Source organism: Haloarcula nitratireducens (assembly GCF_019599505.1).
Window position 1 is genome coordinate 32,755 of record NZ_RKLT01000001.1, and the last position, 17,378, is coordinate 50,132.

The 17,378-nt window shown below is 67.9% G+C and carries 20 protein-coding genes and 1 tRNA gene; 7 read left to right on the top strand and 14 right to left on the bottom strand.

Annotated features, from left to right (window positions below):
• Positions 1-3: 3 nt before the first annotated feature.
• The 3 genes from EGH23_RS00155 to EGH23_RS00165 are packed head-to-tail and all read left to right on the top strand — an operon-like array spanning position 4 to position 3,169.
• A complete protein-coding gene (locus EGH23_RS00155; RefSeq protein WP_220578018.1) occupies positions 4-849 on the top strand; it encodes a DUF4129 domain-containing protein in 846 nt (281 codons plus the stop codon).
• On the top strand, positions 846-2,696 hold the full coding sequence (locus EGH23_RS00160) for a DUF58 domain-containing protein (protein WP_220578019.1): 1,851 nt from the start codon (positions 846-848) through the stop codon (positions 2,694-2,696). Before EGH23_RS00155 ends, EGH23_RS00160 begins: the two co-directional genes overlap by 4 nt.
• Complete coding sequence (locus EGH23_RS00165) at positions 2,693-3,169, top strand: DUF7519 family protein (protein ID WP_220578020.1); 477 nt, start codon at positions 2,693-2,695, stop codon at positions 3,167-3,169. Before EGH23_RS00160 ends, EGH23_RS00165 begins: the two co-directional genes overlap by 4 nt.
• Here EGH23_RS00165 and EGH23_RS00170 read toward each other — a convergent pair.
• The gene (locus EGH23_RS00170; RefSeq protein WP_220578021.1) at positions 3,166-4,113 is read right to left on the bottom strand and encodes an AAA family ATPase; all 948 of its coding nucleotides are present in this window, start codon (positions 4,111-4,113) and stop codon (positions 3,166-3,168) included. The genes EGH23_RS00165 and EGH23_RS00170 overlap by 4 nt on opposite strands.
• A gap of 96 nt (positions 4,114-4,209) precedes the next feature.
• Here EGH23_RS00170 and EGH23_RS00175 point away from each other — a divergent pair.
• Positions 4,210-4,294, top strand: a tRNA-Ser gene (locus tag EGH23_RS00175).
• A 122-nt stretch (positions 4,295-4,416) separates the two neighbouring features.
• Here EGH23_RS00175 and EGH23_RS00180 read toward each other — a convergent pair.
• The 3 genes from EGH23_RS00180 to EGH23_RS00190 form a co-directional block, all read right to left on the bottom strand.
• Positions 4,417-6,279 (bottom strand): DUF2070 family protein, encoded by a 1,863-nt coding sequence (locus tag EGH23_RS00180; protein ID WP_220578022.1) that lies wholly within the window; start codon positions 6,277-6,279, stop codon positions 4,417-4,419.
• 52 nt (positions 6,280-6,331) lie between these two features.
• Positions 6,332-6,901, bottom strand: a complete 570-nt coding sequence (locus tag EGH23_RS00185) for a GMP synthase subunit A (RefSeq protein ID WP_220578023.1) — start codon at positions 6,899-6,901, stop codon at positions 6,332-6,334.
• A gap of 309 nt (positions 6,902-7,210) precedes the next feature.
• On the bottom strand, positions 7,211-7,759 hold the full coding sequence (locus EGH23_RS00190; protein ID WP_220578024.1) for a DUF7097 family protein: 549 nt from the start codon (positions 7,757-7,759) through the stop codon (positions 7,211-7,213).
• A gap of 106 nt (positions 7,760-7,865) precedes the next feature.
• Here EGH23_RS00190 and EGH23_RS00195 point away from each other — a divergent pair, with 106 nt between their 5' ends.
• The gene (locus EGH23_RS00195) at positions 7,866-8,210 is read left to right on the top strand and encodes a DUF192 domain-containing protein (protein ID WP_220578025.1); all 345 of its coding nucleotides are present in this window, start codon (positions 7,866-7,868) and stop codon (positions 8,208-8,210) included.
• Position 8,211: 1 nt separating this feature from the next.
• Here EGH23_RS00195 and EGH23_RS00200 read toward each other — a convergent pair whose 3' ends face one another.
• Positions 8,212-8,547, bottom strand: coding sequence for a HalOD1 output domain-containing protein (locus tag EGH23_RS00200; protein WP_220578026.1), 336 nt, complete (start codon positions 8,545-8,547; stop codon positions 8,212-8,214).
• A gap of 495 nt (positions 8,548-9,042) precedes the next feature.
• Between EGH23_RS00200 and EGH23_RS00205 the strand changes: the two genes are divergently transcribed.
• Positions 9,043-10,587 carry a (R)-citramalate synthase gene (locus EGH23_RS00205; RefSeq protein ID WP_328765759.1) on the top strand — a complete coding sequence of 515 codons (1,545 nt, stop codon included), beginning with the start codon at positions 9,043-9,045 and terminating at the stop codon, positions 10,585-10,587.
• Between the two features lie 108 nt (positions 10,588-10,695).
• Here EGH23_RS00205 and EGH23_RS00210 read toward each other — a convergent pair whose 3' ends face one another.
• From EGH23_RS00210 to EGH23_RS00220, 3 genes are all read right to left on the bottom strand, one after another.
• Entirely contained in the window at positions 10,696-10,965 is a 270-nt protein-coding gene (locus tag EGH23_RS00210; RefSeq protein WP_328765760.1) for a HalOD1 output domain-containing protein, read from the bottom strand.
• A 140-nt stretch (positions 10,966-11,105) separates the two neighbouring features.
• Complete coding sequence (trxA, locus tag EGH23_RS00215) at positions 11,106-11,462, bottom strand: thioredoxin (protein WP_220578028.1); 357 nt, start codon at positions 11,460-11,462, stop codon at positions 11,106-11,108.
• Positions 11,463-11,666: 204 nt separating this feature from the next.
• Positions 11,667-12,785: an MBL fold metallo-hydrolase gene (locus EGH23_RS00220; protein WP_220578029.1), complete on the bottom strand. Its 1,119-nt coding sequence runs from the start codon at positions 12,783-12,785 to the stop codon at positions 11,667-11,669.
• Between the two features lie 191 nt (positions 12,786-12,976).
• Between EGH23_RS00220 and EGH23_RS00225 the strand changes: the two genes are divergently transcribed.
• Complete coding sequence (locus tag EGH23_RS00225) at positions 12,977-13,345, top strand: rhodanese-like domain-containing protein (protein WP_220578030.1); 369 nt, start codon at positions 12,977-12,979, stop codon at positions 13,343-13,345.
• Positions 13,346-13,439: 94 nt separating this feature from the next.
• On the opposite strand, the gene EGH23_RS00230 is transcribed toward EGH23_RS00225, so the two are convergent.
• From EGH23_RS00230 to EGH23_RS00255, 6 genes are all read right to left on the bottom strand, one after another.
• A complete protein-coding gene (locus tag EGH23_RS00230; protein ID WP_220578031.1) occupies positions 13,440-13,841 on the bottom strand; it encodes a helix-turn-helix domain-containing protein in 402 nt (133 codons plus the stop codon).
• 83 nt (positions 13,842-13,924) lie between these two features.
• Complete coding sequence (locus tag EGH23_RS00235; RefSeq protein ID WP_220578032.1) at positions 13,925-14,923, bottom strand: sulfite exporter TauE/SafE family protein; 999 nt, start codon at positions 14,921-14,923, stop codon at positions 13,925-13,927.
• A 2-nt stretch (positions 14,924-14,925) separates the two neighbouring features.
• Positions 14,926-15,075: a DUF7512 family protein gene (locus EGH23_RS00240; RefSeq protein WP_220578033.1), complete on the bottom strand. Its 150-nt coding sequence runs from the start codon at positions 15,073-15,075 to the stop codon at positions 14,926-14,928.
• Between the two features lie 96 nt (positions 15,076-15,171).
• Positions 15,172-15,639, bottom strand: a complete 468-nt coding sequence (locus EGH23_RS00245; protein ID WP_220578034.1) for a YeeE/YedE family protein — start codon at positions 15,637-15,639, stop codon at positions 15,172-15,174.
• Complete coding sequence (locus tag EGH23_RS00250) at positions 15,636-16,136, bottom strand: YeeE/YedE family protein (protein ID WP_220578035.1); 501 nt, start codon at positions 16,134-16,136, stop codon at positions 15,636-15,638. The genes EGH23_RS00245 and EGH23_RS00250 overlap by 4 nt, the downstream gene beginning before the upstream one ends.
• Positions 16,137-16,138: 2 nt before the next feature.
• A complete protein-coding gene (locus EGH23_RS00255; RefSeq protein WP_220578036.1) occupies positions 16,139-17,320 on the bottom strand; it encodes an MBL fold metallo-hydrolase in 1,182 nt (393 codons plus the stop codon).
• Between the last annotated feature and the right edge of the window lie 58 nt (positions 17,321-17,378).

Here is a 17,378-nt window from a genome sequence, read left to right on the forward strand (position 1 = left end):
GGTATGGACAGTCGTCCGCTCTACGCCGCGGTCGCCCTCCTCGCCGTCCTGGCGCTCGTCGTCGGCGCACCGACGCTCGACCGACCGGTCGAGTCCGGCGACGGAAGCGTGGTCAGCGGCGAGCGCCGCGGGTTCGACTCCGCCGACGCCGAGACGCCCTCGGCGCTCCGCGACGTCTCCCTGCTCGTCTTCCTGCTGGTCGGCGTCGCGGCGCTCGCCTACGGACTGCGACAGTACCGGTCGAGCGACTACGTGACGATGGGCCTGACCGCAGTCGTCCTCACGGTCGTCTTCGTCGTCGTCGGCTGGAACCCGAGCGCGGCGGGCGGATTCGCCGGTCCAGTGGTCGAGAACGCCACCGCCGGCGCGGTCGCCGCGACCCGACCGGGTTCGCGGTCGGCGTGGCTCGTCGGCGCGGTCGGTTCGTTCGCGCTCGTCGTCCTGGCGGGCATCGTGCTCTTTCGAGCGGCGGACGCCGAGACGTGGACGGTGACGGACGCCGACACCGAGACGGAAGACGGTACGGCGACCGAAGATCCGACGGCGCTCGGCGAGGCCGCCGGGCGAGCCGCCGACCGCATCGCCGACGACGCCCCGCTCGACAACGCCGTCTACCGGGCGTGGCGCGAGATGACCGACGCGCTGGCCGTCCCGGACCCCGAGACCAGCACGCCGGGCGAGTTCCAGACGGCGGCCGTGGACGCCGGGATGGACCCCGAGGACGTAGCAGTGCTGACGGACCTCTTCCGGACGGTCCGCTACGGTGACCGACCCGCGACCGAGGAGCGCGAACGGCGGGCCGAGCAAGCTCTGCGAAACGTCGAACGAGCCTACGGAGGGGCGTCGTGAGCTATCGCCGTCGAGCGGCGCTCGTCGCCGGCGTCCCCGTCGTACTCGCCGGTCTCTGGGGCGCGGTGACCGGGGCGTTCTCGCTGTCGCTCCGACCGGGGACGGTCGTCTTCGTCGGGCTCTTCGCCGTCGGGTTGGGGCTGTACGGCGCGTACCGACGATACCGGACGGAACCGCGAAGCCCGGTTCTGCGGGACCCCTCGATCCGCGACGTCTCGCCGCCGGAGCCGGCGACCGACGGGTTCGGCTCAGGGGCGACGCGACGGGTCGAGCGGCACCGACTGACCGAGGACGTCCGATCGCTGCTCCGACGGGCGCTCGCCCGTGACGGCGACACCGACGCCGCGGACGCCGCGCTCGCGTCGGGCGAGTGGACCGACGACCCGTCGGCGAGCGCGGCGTTCGCGGGCGACGTGGGGCGTCACCGACAGTACCGCGACCGACTGGCGGCGCGGCTCGGCGGGACGACGCGACTGGCCTACCGACTCGACCGCGCGGCGACCGGTCTCCGGTCGGTGCTGGGACTCGCGGCCGACGACGACGCGCCGCCCGAACCGCGGCGGGCCAGCGGGCTGGGAACGGTCCGGACCGGACGGTGGGCGGGCTTTCGGCTGGTACCGCTCGTCTTCGTCGGCGTCGGGATCGTCGCCCGCCGGTCGGGGCTCGTGCTGGCGGGGGCCGTCGCCGTCGTCGCGCTGACGGTCAGCGCCGCCTCGCGGGTCCCCGACCCCGATCTGACCGTGAACCGCGCCGTCGACGCCGACGACCCGACCCACGGCGAGGAGGTGACCGTGACGGCGCGGGTGCGCAACGACGGCGACCGGACGCTGCTCGACTGTCGCCTCGCCGACGGCGTGCCGGATACGCTCGCCATCACCGGGGGGTCGGCGCAGCTAGCGACGGCGCTGCGCCCGGACGCGACGGCGACTATCGAGTACACCGTCCGGGCGACCCGCGGCGACCACGCCTTCGACCCGCCGCGGGCGGTCGTCGGCGACGCGGCCGGAACCGCGGCGACGGTGACCGAACCGACCGTCACCGGCGACGACTCGCTCTCCGTCTCGCTGCCGCCCGCGGACCTCTCGGTGCCGGTCCGGTCGCGGACGACGCAGCACCGGGGTCGCATCGAGGCCGACTCGGGCGGCGACGGCATCGCCTTCTACGCCACCCGCGAGTACCGCCCGGGCGACCCGCTCTCCCGCATCGACTGGAACCGCTACGCGAGCACGCGCGAGCTCTCGACGCTCCAGTTCCGGGAGGAACAGGCCGCCACCGTCGTCGTCCTCGTCGACGCTCGCCCGGCGGCCTACCGCGCGCCGACCGACCCGTCGCTGGACACGACCGTCGACCGCGCCGTCGTCGCCGCTCGGGGGGTCGTCGAGGCTCGCATCGACGCGGAAGATCAGGTCGGACTGGCGGCGCTCTCGACGAGGCGGCTGTTCGTCCCGCCGGGCGGCGGCCACGCGCACCGGAGTCGGCTGGAGACGGCGCTGTCGAGCGCGGACGCCTTCGGGCCGACGCCCGCCGACGGCGAGTTCCACGTCGGGCCGACGTTCCGCTGGCTTCGGCGCGAACTCCCGAACGCGGCGCAGGTGGTCTGCTGTTCGTCGCTCACTGACGACACGGTCGTCCGGACGCTGCGGTATCTGGCCGTCTACGGCCACCCGGTGACGGTCCTCAGCCCCGACCCGGGGACCCGGCCGACGGCGGCGGGGACCGTCGCGGCCGCGAAGCGCCTGTTCAGGCTCTCCGACCTCCGACGGCGGGGGATCCCGGCGATCGACTGGCGACACGGGGAGTCGCTCGCGGCCGCCATCGAGCGACAGGGAGGGGAGTGGTTGGCGTGAGACGCGTTCGACTGGTGGGTGTCGCCGCGGTCGCGGCCGCGCTGTTCGGCGCGCTCGCCGTGGCGACGACTCGCGGCGGCCCCGTCGCACTGGTGGGCGTCGTCGCGGTGTCCGGCGGCGTCGTCCGCTCACACCGCGGTGCGGTGACGGTCGGCGCGGCGACCGTCGCACTCGGCGTCCTCGTCGCCGGCGTCCTCGGGAGCGCCGCCGTTTCCCTCCTCTTCGGCGTCGCGGCGGCGGTGCTCGCGTGGGACTTCGGCCACTACGCGATCTCGCTCGACGAGAGCCTGACCGACGGCGCGGTGACGCGGAACGCAGAGGTCGTTCGGGTCGCCGGCGGGACGCTCGTCGCCGCGCTCACCGTCGGCGTCGTCTCTCTCTCGGGGCTGGTGGTCGCCGTTCCCGCCGCGGACACGCTGACCGCGACGCTGCTGTTCGCGGGGACGATACTGACGATCTACGCGGTCCGCTAGACCGTCGGGACCGGCACCTGTCCGAGCACGTCCGCCAGCACGTCGCGCTTGTCCACCTGCTCGACGCGGGCGTCCGGCGTCAGGACGAGGCGGTGGGCCAACACCGGCCGGGCGACGCGCTTGACGTCGTCCGGCGCGACGAACTCCCGCCCCTCGATGGTCGCCATCGCCCGGGCGGCCTCGAACAGCCGCTGGGTCCCGCGCGGGGAGACGCCCACCTCGACGCGGTAGTCCTCGCGGGTGGCCCGCGCGACGTCGGCCATGTACGACAGCAGGTCGTCGTCGACGGCGACCGTCTCGGGGACGGCGCGCAGGTTCGTCACCTTCTCGTCGTTGAGGACGGCCTCGACGCTCGGACTCTGCTCGGTGCGGCCGGCCCGGCGGCGCAGCAGTTCGACCTCCCCGTCGCTGTCGGGGTAGCCGATGGAGCTCTTCGCGAGGAAGCGGTCGACCTGCGCCTCCGGCAGTTCGAAGGTCCCCTTCATGTCGACGGGGTTCTGCGTCGCGAGCACGAAGAACGGCTGGGGCAGTTCGTAGGTGTCGCCGTCGACGGTGACCTGTCCCTCCTCCATCGCTTCGAGCAGCGCCGACTGGGTCTTCGGCGGCGCGCGGTTGATCTCGTCGGCCAGCACGACGTTGGCGAATATCGGTCCCCTCGTGAACTCGAACTCGCGGGTCTGCTCGTTGAAGACGTGCGTGCCGGTGATGTCAGCCGGAAGCAGGTCCGGCGTGAACTGCACGCGCGAGAAGGAGAGCCCGAGCGCCGTCGCCACGCTCTGGGCGGTCAGCGTCTTCCCCGTGCCGGGGACGTCCTCCAACAGGACGTGCCCTCTCCCCACCACGCCCAGCAGGACGGTCTCGAAGAAGTCGCGGTCCGCGATGACTGCGCTCCCCACCTCGTCTAAGACCTGATTCGACAGGTCACTTGCCTCAGTGACGTCCATGCGCGCCCATGTCACGCGTCCGGTAAATGCGTATCGAGAACACGACCCCCGACGAATCGAAACGCCTAAAGACCAAACGGCGAAACTGTTGGGTGAGCCGAGGTAGCCTAGCCTGGCCAAGGCGGTTGCTTCGAGAGCAACTGTCCTCACGGACTCAGGAGTTCAAATCTCCTCCTCGGCGTTCAATTTTAAATACCAAGACGGGGCCAGACTCTGCGGTGCCCAGCGACGAAGCGTATCGAACCGCCGTAACCCGGCTCGAACGCGATACGGGCTTCTCCCCAACCCCGATCGGCGGCCGCTTCAGAGCCCGGCCAGAACGAAGATGAGGACGCTGATGGTCATCACGACGATGATGAACGCGGCCGCGAGCGCGCCGCCCAGCGACACCATCGCGTTGGCCGTCGAGGCCAGCGTCTCGGTGCGGTCGTTGCCGAACACCGTCACTTCGGCCGGCTCGCTGGCCATCCCCGCCTCGACGGGCTCGAGGTCGGCGACGGCGCGTTCGACGAGGTCGTCGACGAGCGCAACCACGTCCTCCTGGGGGATGGCCTGGCCGACCTGGTTCTCGGCCTCGACGGTGTTGACGATGTGAGTGTCGCTCGTCATCACTTCGAGGCGGTCGACGCCCTCGACGGCGGCGAGGATGCGGTCCCGGAGGCCCGGTTCCATGTTGTTGCCGTCGACGAGGACGTAGGCCGTCCGCTCGTCGTTCACCTCGAAGACGCAGACGCGGATCCCCAACGGGCCGATGCCCTCCTCGGGTTCCCACTGGGTCTCGTCCCACGCCACGCCACAGCGCAGCGGGCCGGTCTCGCTCTCGGTCAGCGTCTCGCCGAGTCGACCCGTGCCGTATATCATGTCGAACGAGCGCTGACTGCCGGGGACGACGTGGCCCAGGTCCTCGCCGTCGAGGCCGTCGTTGCAGTTGTGGGCGTCCACGAGCAGCACCTCCTCGACGTCGTCGGAGCGCGCCTCGGACATCGCCGAGAGGCCGACGGAGTAGTCCACGTCGTCGGCACAGCCGGGCGCGTACGTCGTCACGACGAAGGCGTCCCCGCCGAAGGCCTGGCCGGTCAGCGTGGCCTCGCCCTCGGTGATGCGGTGACTCGTCGTCGCTTCGGCGCTGTACTCGATGTCCCCGAACGCGGCGTCGGCGGTCTCGAGTATGGTATCGACTTCGCCCTCGGTGACGAGGTTGAAGTCGTGGCCGGCGGTGGCGTGGGGCGGGAACGCGAGTCCGTCGGACGCCGCCGCGACTCGCTTGGGGAGGTTCCCGCCGCCGATCTCCCCCATCGGGCCGGGATGTATCATCGGCAGGACGAAGCGGGCCTTCTCCCCGCCGTCTGGCCGGCGGACCGAGAGGACGGTCACGGGGACGATGGCTTCCTCGCCGATCTCCTCGAAGAACGTCTCCAGTTCGTCGGAGCCCTCGGCGATGTGGCCGATGAACCCCCGCAGGAAATCCAGCGCGGAGACGCCGAGCGAGGAGCGCCACGGGCGGTCGATGGTGACGAGGAAGAGCCACACCGCCAGCGCGTAGAGGGCGCAGATGACGCCCAGAAGCAGGAAGTCCTCGGGGATGAACCCCTGGATCTCCGGCGGGGCGACCTCCGCGCGGGCGAGCGTCTCCCGAAGCGTGGGGTTGTCGAGGAGCAGCGCCGTCGCGCCGCTGTAGACGGCCAGTAAGCCCGCCGCGGCGACGGTCTGGACGCTCGCGGGAATCGCCGCCTTCAGCAGGGAGTGCCGGGAGACGGCCATCAGGATTAGCAGGCGAAACGCGAAGATAGAGGCTAACGCGACCAGCAACACGTCGAAGACGAAGTTCTGGCCGAGCCGCGGCGTGAGCACGGCGATGGCTCCCGCGACCGTCAGGAAAGCGATCGTGATGAGTTCGCAGATGAGCGCGAGCAGCGACGCGCGGTTGGGCGTCAACTGGCCGTCGAGCCGGCGGTCGACCCACGGCGTCACCGCGCTGGCGATGGCCGTCGGGAAGCCGATGAAGAACACGCCCTGCCACGCGTCGTCGAGGACGAACCGCGAATCGAAGGCGGCGACGCCGGTGACGGCGGCGATGAACAGGGCGAACGCGAGACTGGAGTACCAGTTCGGGGCCCGGAAGATGAACCGGGAGAGACCGGCGAGGTTCCCCTGTGTCGCGGTCATGTATCGTGTAGAACCCCGCGGCCGCACATAAACTGGTCGCTCTCCTACCCGACTACTGCTTCGGGGCCGACTGCTGGGTACAGACCGCGAGGAAGTTCTCGAACACTTCCTCGCCCTCCTCGGTGTGGGCGACCTCGGGGTGCCACTGGACGCCGTAGAGGTCCCGGTCGGTGTCGCTCATCGCTTCGATGCCGCAGACGTCAGAGGTCGCCGTGCACTCGAAACCCTCGGGGACCTCCTTGACCTCGTCGGCGTGACTGGCCCAGACGCGCGTCTCGGGCGCGAGCGACCCCACGAGCGGGTCGTCCTCGTCGAGAATCTCGACGGTCACGTCGGCGTAGCCGCCGTACTCGCCGCCGCCGACGCGGCCGCCCAACTGGTCGGCGATGAGTTGCATCCCCAGACAGATGCCCAGGACGGGCACGTCGAGGTCGAGATACTCGGGGCAGTTGCCGATGTCGCTCATGTCCGGGCCGCCCGAGAGGACGATTCCGTCGGCGTCGATCTCCTCGGGCGGCGTGGTGTTGTCGACGAGCTCGACGTCGACTCCCATGTCCCGGAGCGCGCGCTGCTCCAGGTGGGTGAACTGGCCGTGGTTGTCGATGACGACGATCTGAGTCATTGGATAGTGTCACGCTACCGGTGCGTATATATCCCCTGAAACGGCGCTAGCAGTGACAGCTAACTGCGGAGGCCACGTAACAGAGACGACCGCGAACAGTTAGAAAGCCCCCGATCGCTGAACTCCTGCGACTCGCTGTCGTCCGAAAGGCGCTATGCGACTTTCGTGATGACGAAAGACGGCTTTGCCGTCTTTCGAACTACGCGCTGTCCTCGCTCACTGCGTTCGCTCGGGACAGTGCTTGCTCCGTCTCGCGCGTCCAGCGACTGGCCCCTTTCGTTCCTATCCCACTGTTTGATCGGCCGGCCGTTACTCCTCGTCGTACCGCTCGGCCGCCGACTGAAAGCCCATCTCCGATTGCTCCTTCGTCCGCCGTCCTTCCTTCTCGGCGATGGCCTCGGGGTCGGGGTTCACGTCGTCGTCGATGCGCGCCCACGACCCGTGAACCTTCGAGTGACACCAGCGGCAGAGGTAGACCGTGATCTCGTGGGCCGGGTTGTCCTCGCTCGCGGAATCCGCATAGGAGAGGTGGTGTTCCTCCAGCAGCGGCCGCTCGTCGGAGTGGGCCATCCGCCGTTCTTCGAGGCCACAGCGGATGCACTCGCGGTCGCGGTTCCGACAGCGGAAGTGCGGGCAGTCCGACCAATCCCATTCGGCGCCTTCGGGGTCGCCGTCCGGACCCACCGCTGCCGGACAGCGGAACTCCTCGGCGCTCCGGGCGTCGGCGAACTCGGGGTCGTGCCGGCCGTGTTCGCGCGCCCAGCGACACTTCCCCTCGTCGGTGACGAAGTCGCAGCGGTCGACGTGGTCGTAGGGGTCGTCGACGCCGACGCTCGTGCCGCCCGGTGCCTTCTCCATGTTCTCGCGTGGGAACCGGCGCTACCTGAATCTGTCTCCGACGGTCGTTCACTCCCCTCGCGTTTCCGACAGAACGCTTTTGCCGTCGCCTCTCATCGCCCGGCGTATGCCTGTCGTCCACGACCCGGAGGGGCGGTCCCGGACCATCGCCACGACGGTCGACCGAGCCGAGACGATGCTCGAACAGTCTCGGGGGCTGATGTTCCGGCGGTCCGTCCCCGAGGACTACGCGCTGGTCTTTCCCTTCGATCGCGTCGGTCGGCGGTTCATCCACATGTTGTTCGTCCGCTTTCCCTTAGACGTGATCTGGCTGGCCGACGAGACGGTCCGGCGCGCGAGTACGTTACGCCCGTGGCGGTCGATGGGGTACGCGAAAGCCGATACCGTCCTCGAACTCCCGGCTGGGGCGGCAGACGGCGTCGAGACGGGCGATACGGTCGTCGTCGAGTGACTCAGGTCGCGGTCTCGTGGATCCTGACCGTGCCGTCGCCGTGAATGCTGATTCGGAACCCGTGGAGGAAGAAGATGAGTTGGCCGTTCCGCTTCGTCCCGTCCGGCAGCGGGCGGAGTATCCGCTCCATCGCGTCTGGGTTGACGGCCTCGTTGATCTTCGAGACGAATTTCACGGGAGAGACGTCCATCTCGTCGGCGATGGCGTCGACGATGAGTACCGTCAGCTCGTCGGTCTCGGTCCCGTACTCGTAGGTCGTCTCGAAGACGAGATTCGGCGATACGTCCTCGTTCGACGGCTGCGAAGCGGTAGACTCCGGATTCTCGTTGACGGTCATAGTCATCGTAGCGCGAATCTCCGCGGGGTATCTGCGGGACTGTCGTCGGTCGTTTCGAGAAGGGGAGTTTCCGCGGAGGACCCGCGAGTGAAACGAGTCGCGTAACGCTGCGTCATAGCTATCCAATTAGGTACCACTTCAATAATACCTGCCCGTATACTGATAGCCGTTCAGTATGCGGACGGCATATACCGACCGTCCGAGAACCCCTCGACGAGCGGCGGAGGTCGACACTGCGGGTTCGCTCAGACTGCCGCGGACAATGTTTGTACAGTAATCTCTGTAATCGTTGTTCGAACCGAACTGTCGGGGCTCGTCGGCCGACGGGACGAATCAGTATTCGGGTGAGATCCGAGACCACATCCAACAGACTTTAGACCGTGACCGTTCGAGTGGGTACCACTATGTCGGAATACCCGACGGAGGATAGAGGAAGTCGCCGCGAGGCGGCTGGGTGTGAAATTCGCCCCACAGCGTGAAGGACGTGAATCTTCTGTGAGTCAGCACACACTGTTCGGGGACCATCCAGCGACGCGTCCCCTCGAGGAAGTCGGCGAGGTACAGTTCTTGGATACGACGCTGCGCGACGGCGAGCAGGCCCCGGGGGTCTCGTTGACGCCCGACGACAAGGCCGACATCGCCCGCAAGCTCGACGACGCGCGTATCGACGTGATCGAGGCGGGCAGCGCCTGCACCGGTCCGGGCGAGCGCGAGACCATCTCGCGGGTCGCCGGGCTCGACCTCGACGCGACGGTGACGAGTTTCTGCCGGGGAATCCAGCGGGACATCGACCTCGCGGTGGAGTGCGGCGTCGACGGCGTCAACCTCGTCGTGCCCGCGAGCGACCGCCACGTCGAGGGGAAGGTCGGTACCTCGAAGACGGAGAACGTACAGAACACGGTCGAACTCGTCGAGTACGCGAAAGACCACGACCTCTGGGTCGAGGTCATCGGCGAGGACGGCTCCCGCGCGGACGTAGCGTACCTCGAAGAACTGCTCGGAGCGGCGCTCGACGCCGGAGCCGACCGCATCTGCTGGGCCGACACCGTCGGCCACGCGACGCCGGACCGCGCGCTCGAATGCGTCTCGCGGCTCTCGGAACTCGGCCCGGTCAGCGCCCACACCCACGACGACCTCGGGATGGCGGTGACGAACGCGCTGGTCGCCGTCGCCGCGGGCGCGGACCTCGTCCACGGCACCATCAACGGCATCGGCGAGCGCGCCGGCAACGTCGCCTTAGAGGAGGTCGCCATCGCGCTCTCGCACGGCTACGGCGTCGAGACGATGGAACTCACCGAGGTGTACGACCTCGCGGAGCTCATCGCCAGCCGGACGGGTATCCCGCTGGCACCGAACAAGGCCGTCGTCGGGCAGAACGCCTTCACCCACGAGTCGGGCATCCACACCGACGGCACCCTGAAGGACGACGCGATGTACGAGCCGTACCCGCCCGAGAAGGTGGGCCGCGAGCGCCGCCTCGCGCTGGGGAAACACGCCGGTCGGGCCGGCGTGCAGGCCGCGCTCGACGAGCACAACGTCTCCGTCACCGACGAGCAGCTATCGGATATCGTCGCGCGCGTGAAGGAGATCGGCGACCGGGGCAAGCGCGTCACCGACGCCGACCTGCTGACCATCGCCGACGAGGTCACGGGCAAGGAGAAGGACCGTCGGGTCGACCTGCTCGGCCTGACCGCCGTCTCCGGGTCCGATACGCCGACGGCGAGCGTGCGCCTCTCGGTCGACGGCGAGGAACGCAAGGAGGCCGCCGTCGGGTCCGGACCCGTCGACGCCGCGATGAACGCCGCCCAGACGGCGCTCTCTCACACCGCCGACGCGTCGCTCGAACACTACCACGTCGACGCGATCACCGGCGGGACCGACGCGATGGTCACCGTCGAGATCGAGATGGCGCGCGGCGACGACTCCGTCGCGGTGTCGGCGAGCGATTCGGACATCACCCGCGCGTCCGTGCAGGCGATGGTGGACGCGATGGACCGCCTCATCTCGGACGAGGGCGAGACGCTGGTCGCGGACGACTGAGCGACGCTCGGCGAAGCGGACGACGAGAAGAGCGCGGTATCGATCCCGACGACGTGAGCGGGCCCGTCTCGGCGACGGATCGGTGTCGGTTCGTCTCGCAGAATCTGCCTACGCGGGTACCTCGGGCGCTGATGGTTCCTCGGATTCGGTCACGACGACGACCTCGCCGTTCTCTATCTCGACGCGACACCCGGCCATCGAGAACGTGAGCGTGGCGTGGCGCTCGGCGTCGGGCTCTCGAAACAGTTCGTCTAACGCTTCGGGATTGACGTGATCGTAGAGGCGTTCGTCGAGATCGAGCGGATCGACCCCCTTCGCCGCCGCGACGGCGTAGACGACGGTTTCGCTCAGCGGTTCTGCCGACGTTGTCGAGTGCACGTGCTTCGTTCCGGTCATCCTTGACTCCGTAGCGGTCAATATCTGCCTCGGTAAAAACGAGTTCTGGCTACACAGATTGCGTCAATCAGATCCGGTCACTACTCACGTAGTGACGCCAGCGGGAACCGACAGGGAGCGTCTCAGGCGTACCGCTCTATCAGCGAGCGGAGCTGGTCTTCCGACTGGACGCCGACGACTTCCTCTACTTTCTCACCGCCCGCGAAGAGGACGAGCGTCGGCACGCCGCGGACGCCGTAGGCCTGCGCGAGCGGTTGGTTGGCGTCGACGTCGACTTTCGCGACGGCGGCGTCGGTGTCGGCCGCGAGCCCTTCGACGGTCGGCTCTAACATCTTACAGGGACCACACCAGTCGGCGTAGAAGTCGGCGAGGACCACGTCGTTCTCGGCGACGAACTCGTCGAGGGCCGCCTGTCCGTCGATGGCGACCGGCTCCGCGGGCGACTGGCTGTTCGAATCGGTCGAGGGTTCTACAGTCATCACTCGCTAGTACGTGCCATCAGTAATTAAGAGTTTTGGGTGTATTGGACAATACTATTGTTTCACGGTGGTCAGCGTGTGATCGCGTGTCTCTGTGCGGGATAGGTGGTGCACGCCGGTCCGTCGGTCCGGGACTCGAGACGAACTACCGGCGGCTCTCCGGCGCGGGCGAGACGAACCGGCGAGAGATTCAGAGGGGGAGACTCAGTTGGCGGCGCAGTTGTTCGGGCCGAGTTCGAGCGATTCGACGTCGCCGCCCGGTTGCTCCTTGCCCCAGTTGATCTGTTTGATCTCGTTGTAGTTCGCGGGCTCGTCGGCGAGGCTCTCGACGATGGTCTCGACGAACGCCTCCTCGTCGCCGCCTTCGACGTGGCTCAGGAGTTCGTTGTTCGACTCCGCCACGAGGTCGCCGAGTTCGGTCGCGAGCGGGCGCACCTCCTCGTCGCTGAAGTGGCCGGGGAGGACGACCGCGTCGTCGTCGAAGTCGGTCAGCTCGTCGAGGCTGTCGAACAGTCGGCTCGCGGCCTCTCGGACGGCGTCCTCGGAACCGTCTTCGAGGTCCGGTCGGCCGACGCTGCGGAGGAACAGCGTATCGCCGGAGAGGAGCGCGTCGCCGAAGTCGAAGGACGCGCTCCCTGGCGTGTGCCCGGGCGTGTGATGGACGTCGAGTTCGCGGCCGCCGACGTCGATCGCGTCGCCGTCCTCGAGCTCGCTCACTCCGTCGAGCTCGCCGGCGTCCTCGCCGTGGAGGTAGTAGGGAACGTCGAGTTCGCCCGCGAGGCGGCGCGCGCCGGAGACGTGGTCGGCGTGGGCGTGCGTGTCGGCGACACCGACGATCTCGAGGTCGCGCTCGTCCGCGGCGTCGAGGTACTCCTCGATGTACTGCGTCGGGTCGACGACGACGGCCTCGCCGTCGTCGTGGGCGAGATAGGAGACACAGCCGGTGCCGGGCCGGACGACCTGGACGACGCCGTCGGCTCCCTCGACGTCGTACTGACGATGTGCCTTCCCCCACCCGTTCATCCCGTCGTCGATGGACTCGGCGTCGTAGCCGCGTTCGCGCAGGAACTCCGCGGCGCGAGCGGACGTGACGCCCGCGACGCAGACGACGGCGATCTCCTTCTCCTTCGGGACGTCGTCGAGTCGCTCCTCCAGCGAGGAGTAGTCGTATTCGAGGAGGTCGTCGTATATCGGGAGGTTCGTACTGCCCGGTATCTGCCACTCCTCGTAGTCCTCTTCGTTCCGGACGTCGAGGACGAAGAGGTCTTCGTCGTCTCGAACGCGACGCGCGAGCTCGCTCGGTTCGTATCCGGTATTGCTCATCGCATCCAATACTGAGGGATTCTGGACCCATAAATCCGTTGGCGGCGGTACGACGCGCTGATTCAAAACGCCAGTAGACGCCGAATTAGCGACATGTGTGGTGAATCGGCGGCGTCTACTCACGATCGAGAGGGGTCCGACCGATCGACGGATCACCAACTATTTCACCGTTCTCACACAACTATCGGCGAATGAACCGAATCGGACCGTCCGAACTCGACGATCGGCTCTCGAGCGACGACGCGTTCGTCCTCGACGTCCGCCCGGCGGTCGACTATCGACGGGACCACGTCGCGGGCAGTTACAACGTCCCGGTCTACGAGGACCTCCGGCAGGGCGACACCGAGTCGCTCGACGCGCACTTGGCGGAGATTCCCGACGGCCAGAGGGTCGTGACGGTCTGTAAGGCCGGGATCGTCGCGCGGAAGGCGACCGCTCACCTGAACGATCGCGGCTACGAGGCGACCACGCTCACCGGCGGCTTCAGAGGCTGGCGACACTACCGCGACCGGACGGTACTCTACCGCGTGGCCTCGCTCCTCCGACGGCTCGTCCCGTGAGTGCACGAGCGTACCGCTACCGAGGCGAGCCCGCGGTCTCTCCGGCAGTGATATTGAGCGAACGCGCGCGTGTAGCGCGAAGGGAAACCAGACCTCAGTTCTCGGCGGTGGCGGGGCGCGACTCGCTGTCGTACTTCTCGCCGAACTCCCCGATGAGCTGTCCCATCTGCGCGTACCAATCGTTGAGCGTCCGCTGCATCTCCTGAGCGATCTCCTCGCCGTCGCGGGGCCGATAGACGTGGTAGTAGCCGCCCTGGTCGTAGTTCACCTGCTCTTTCTGGATGAACCCCGCTTGCATCAGTCGCTGGACGCCGCGGTAGGCGGTCGAGCGCTCGCGGTCGACCTGATCCGCGATCTCGTCGACCGTGAGGGGATCCGCGCGGTCGTGGAGTAACTGGAATATCTCCTTGTCTATCTCCTTGAGGTCGTGGAAACACTCCAGTAACCCCTCGCACTGCATGTCCTTGCGGAGCATCTCGTTCATCGAGTTAGGCATCGTTGGCAGACAGTACGAACCGGACGAGCAAAAGTATTTGCATAGATGGCACAATACTGTGCCTATCTCTGACGCCGCGAGGTCTACGACGTGGTGAGGCGACACCACGTACCGTCCGAGTCTCCCCGGAGCCGACAGACCGCGGCGAGGACCACCGCCCCGCTCACCAGCAGGGCCGACCCGAAGATGAGGACGGTGCTCAGCGTGTTCAGGGCCTCGATTCCGTAGACGGTTCCGAGTTTGTTCGAGGCGACGGCGACGCTGCCGGCGAGCAGCATCGCGGCGAAGTAGCCCTTTATCTCGCCCTCGTCGACGAGGTTAGTCGCCCCGGCTCCTACGCGCGCGCCGAGGGCGCTTCCCACCAGAAGCGCGCCGACGACGGGGAGTGCGACCGACCCGGACTGCGCGTAGGTGAACGCGCCGAACGCGCCCGAGATCGTTATCTGGAGGATGTCAGTCCCCACGGCGATAGCCGCGGGCACGCCGAGGCCGTACATCATCGCCGGCATCAGCAGGAAGCCGCCGCCGACGCCGAGGAACCCCGAGAGGACGCCGATGACGAGGCCGACCGCGAAGATGATGGTCCCAGAGACGCGGACGCCGCCGCGTAACGTTACCATCGGGGGGATGTGGAGTGACTGAACGCGGCCGGCGAGGTCGCTGCTGGTCTCGCTCTCCTCGTCGTCCGACCACGCGTCGCGCAGCGTGAACAGGCCGACTATCGCGAGGAGGCCGACGTAGGCGACGTTGATGATGAGGTCGGCCATCCCGGTGGCGTCGAGGAAGAACACGACGTTCTTCCCGGCCTCGATGCCCAGCGTCATGGCGACGGTCATGATGACGGCGAGCGTGTAATCGACCTGCCCGTGGTCGCGGTGCCGGAGCGCGCCGATGACGCTCGTCCCGAAGACGAACGCGAGGCCGCTCCCGACGGCGACCGTCGAGGGGTAGCCCATCACGAGCAACGCGGGGGTCACGAGGAACGACCCGCCCATCCCGAAGAACCCGAAGAGGGTCCCGATGAGCAGTCCGAAGCCCACGAAGAGCGCGATCATTCCGATACTCAGTCCGAATATCGCCATCGTCAGTCACCTCCGAGCGCGTCGAGGACGGTCGAGCCGAGCGCGCCGCTGAGCGCGCCGTAGCCGACGTACAGGACGAGGGCCTCCGCGAAGACGACCCCGACGGTGGCGACGGCCTGCGCAGAGCCGCTCAGCGATTCGAGCCCGAACATCTCACGCTCCCTCTATTGGTTTGGTTAGTATATCCATTACTACACAATACTGCTTCCGAACGGTTGGCGTATCGAGTCGAGACATCTGTGGTACTGTTAGCGCGTGGTCGCGTCGGTCGTGGTCGCGTCGTCTGTGCTGGTCGAGCGCACGTATCCCTGCGCGTAGGCTCCGAGGAACATGCCGGCTATCGCCCACAGGATCGGGTAGTTACCGACCCCGAAACTGGCGTAGGCGGCACCCGGGCAGATGCCCGAGAGCCCCCAGCCGACGCCGAAGACGGCACCGCCGAGGACGACGTTCCGGTCGAACTCTTTCACGCGGCGCGCGTACTCGCGAGCGGTCAGCGGCGCTCGGTCGAGATACCGCGTCGCGACGGTGAACGTGATCCCGCTGACGACGGCCGCGCCGCCCATCACGAACAGGAGGCCGAAGTCCTCGAACTGGAGGAAGTCCAGCACGATCTCGGGCTTGGCCATCCCGCTGACGGCGAGGCCGAGGCCGAATATCAGCCCCCCGACGTAGATTATCGGGAGGAACAGCGGGCTCCGGTCGGCGTCGCTCACGGGCTCACCCCCAGGGCCTGGACTATCTGCGCGGTCCCGATGGCGAACGTCATGAACGTGGCGACGTTCACCAGCGAGGTGTTCGAGAGGGACCCGACCCCGCAGACGCCGTGTCCCGAGGTACAGCCCTTCCCGAGGCGCGTGCCGACGCCGACGAGGAAGCCGCCGCCGAGCAGCCGCCACCACTCGACTCTCGTCGTCCAGATTCCCGGGTCGGGCGCGAGGACGAACGCCCAGAGCGCCGCGCCGCTGACGATACCCGCGGTGAAGACGAGTCGCCACCCCCGCGACTGGCGGTACTTGAAGCGGTTGAACCGGTCGACGTTCGAGACGTACGAGAGCGTCGATTCGAGGAACGTGCTCGCGCCCGCGATGATACCCGTCGAGAGGTAGACGACCGACGCTCCGAGCCCGACGAGGAGGCCGCCGAGCAGGTACGGCAGCACTCCCCGGGGGAAGGGGTCTCCGAGCGCGAACAGCGGTGTGAGGGGTTCCATCGTCAGTTAGTCAGCGCGTCCTCGCTGGCGGCGCAGTTGTTCGGCCCGAGTTCGAGCTCGAACGCCGTCTCGTCGTCGGGGGACTGCCGCCCGAGGTTGGTCGCGATGATGTCCTCGTAGTTCGCGGGCTGGGGCGGCATGTCGGCGACGATGAACTCGACGAACTCGTCTTCGTCCATCGAGAGCGCGTCCATCCGCGCTTCGAGGTCGCCGAGTTCGGCCGTGTACGTGCCGTCGTCGGCGGGCGTCGCCGAGTCGCTGAAGTGAGCCGGCGCGACGACCGTCTCGTCGGGCAGCGTCAGGACGCGTTCGGTGAGGCTCTCGTAGAGCGTTCGGGCGGCGTCCTTCGCGGCTTCGGGGTCTTCGAGGTCCGGCCGGGCGACGCTCTCGGTGAAGAGGCCGTCGCCGGTGAACAGGACGTTACCGACCTTGTAGGCGGTCATCCCGGTCGTGTGGCCGGGGGTGTGAACGACCTCGATTTCGGTGTCACCGAGCGAGAGCGTCTCCCCGTCTTCGACCGTCTCGAAGTCCGCGTCGTAGTCGACGCCGCGGCCGGCGGCCGCCTCGGGCAGAATCGCCGTCGTGTCGGTCCCGGCGGAGAGGTCGCGGATGCCCGAGATGTGGTCCGCGTGGACGTGGGTATCGAGCGCGTACGTCAGGTCGGCTCCGAGCGCCTTCGCGTCCCGAACGTACTCGTCGGCGAAGGCCCGAAGCGGGTCGACGACCGCCGCCTCCCCGTCGGAGACGACGAGGTAGGCGAGACAGCCGCTCGACGGACGCTGATACTGCGCGACGGTCACGTCGCCGGCCGCGTCCAGTTCCTGGTACTCGTAGATGCGCGCCCAGCCCTTCATCCCGCGTTCGAGGTGGTCGACCTCGTACCCCTCGGCTTCGAGGTGCTCGGCGACCATCTCGCTGGAACCGCCCTTCGCACAGAGGACCGTGATACGCCGGTCGTCCGGGAGGTCCGCGTGCAGGTCCTCGGGGATGCCGTCGAGCAACTGGAAGTACGGGTAGTTCACGATCTCGACGGACTCGCCGTCGATGCGCCACTCCTCGAAGTCGCCCTCCGAGCGCGCGTCGAGGACGAACACGTCCTCGCCGGCGTCGATGCGGGCTTTCAGTTCGGCGGGCGTGGTCGATGCGACCGTTTCGCTGGTGTCGGGGTTGGCCCCTTGAGTCATCGTCACTCCTCTCTATCGGTTGCTCGGAAATAAGGCTTTGCATAGTAATTCAACTCCC

Excerpts from the sequence above, each read along its gene's own strand:
- EGH23_RS00155 (WP_220578018.1), top strand. The coding sequence starts at position 4 with ATGGACAGTCGTCCGCTCTACGCCGCGGTCGCCCTCCTCGCCGTCCTG.
- EGH23_RS00170 (WP_220578021.1), bottom strand. The coding sequence starts at position 4,113 with ATGGACGTCACTGAGGCAAGTGACCTGTCGAATCAGGTCTTAGACGAG.
- EGH23_RS00180 (WP_220578022.1), bottom strand. The coding sequence starts at position 6,279 with ATGACCGCGACACAGGGGAACCTCGCCGGTCTCTCCCGGTTCATCTTC.
- EGH23_RS00185 (WP_220578023.1), bottom strand. The coding sequence starts at position 6,901 with ATGACTCAGATCGTCGTCATCGACAACCACGGCCAGTTCACCCACCTG.
- EGH23_RS00190 (WP_220578024.1), bottom strand. The coding sequence starts at position 7,759 with ATGGAGAAGGCACCGGGCGGCACGAGCGTCGGCGTCGACGACCCCTAC.
- EGH23_RS00195 (WP_220578025.1), top strand. The coding sequence starts at position 7,866 with ATGCCTGTCGTCCACGACCCGGAGGGGCGGTCCCGGACCATCGCCACG.
- EGH23_RS00200 (WP_220578026.1), bottom strand. The coding sequence starts at position 8,547 with ATGACCGTCAACGAGAATCCGGAGTCTACCGCTTCGCAGCCGTCGAAC.
- trxA (WP_220578028.1), bottom strand. The coding sequence starts at position 11,462 with ATGACTGTAGAACCCTCGACCGATTCGAACAGCCAGTCGCCCGCGGAG.
- EGH23_RS00220 (WP_220578029.1), bottom strand. The coding sequence starts at position 12,785 with ATGAGCAATACCGGATACGAACCGAGCGAGCTCGCGCGTCGCGTTCGA.
- EGH23_RS00225 (WP_220578030.1), top strand. The coding sequence starts at position 12,977 with ATGAACCGAATCGGACCGTCCGAACTCGACGATCGGCTCTCGAGCGAC.
- EGH23_RS00230 (WP_220578031.1), bottom strand. The coding sequence starts at position 13,841 with ATGCCTAACTCGATGAACGAGATGCTCCGCAAGGACATGCAGTGCGAG.
- EGH23_RS00235 (WP_220578032.1), bottom strand. The coding sequence starts at position 14,923 with ATGGCGATATTCGGACTGAGTATCGGAATGATCGCGCTCTTCGTGGGC.
- EGH23_RS00240 (WP_220578033.1), bottom strand. The coding sequence starts at position 15,075 with ATGTTCGGGCTCGAATCGCTGAGCGGCTCTGCGCAGGCCGTCGCCACC.
- EGH23_RS00250 (WP_220578035.1), bottom strand. The coding sequence starts at position 16,136 with ATGGAACCCCTCACACCGCTGTTCGCGCTCGGAGACCCCTTCCCCCGG.
- EGH23_RS00255 (WP_220578036.1), bottom strand. The coding sequence starts at position 17,320 with ATGACTCAAGGGGCCAACCCCGACACCAGCGAAACGGTCGCATCGACC.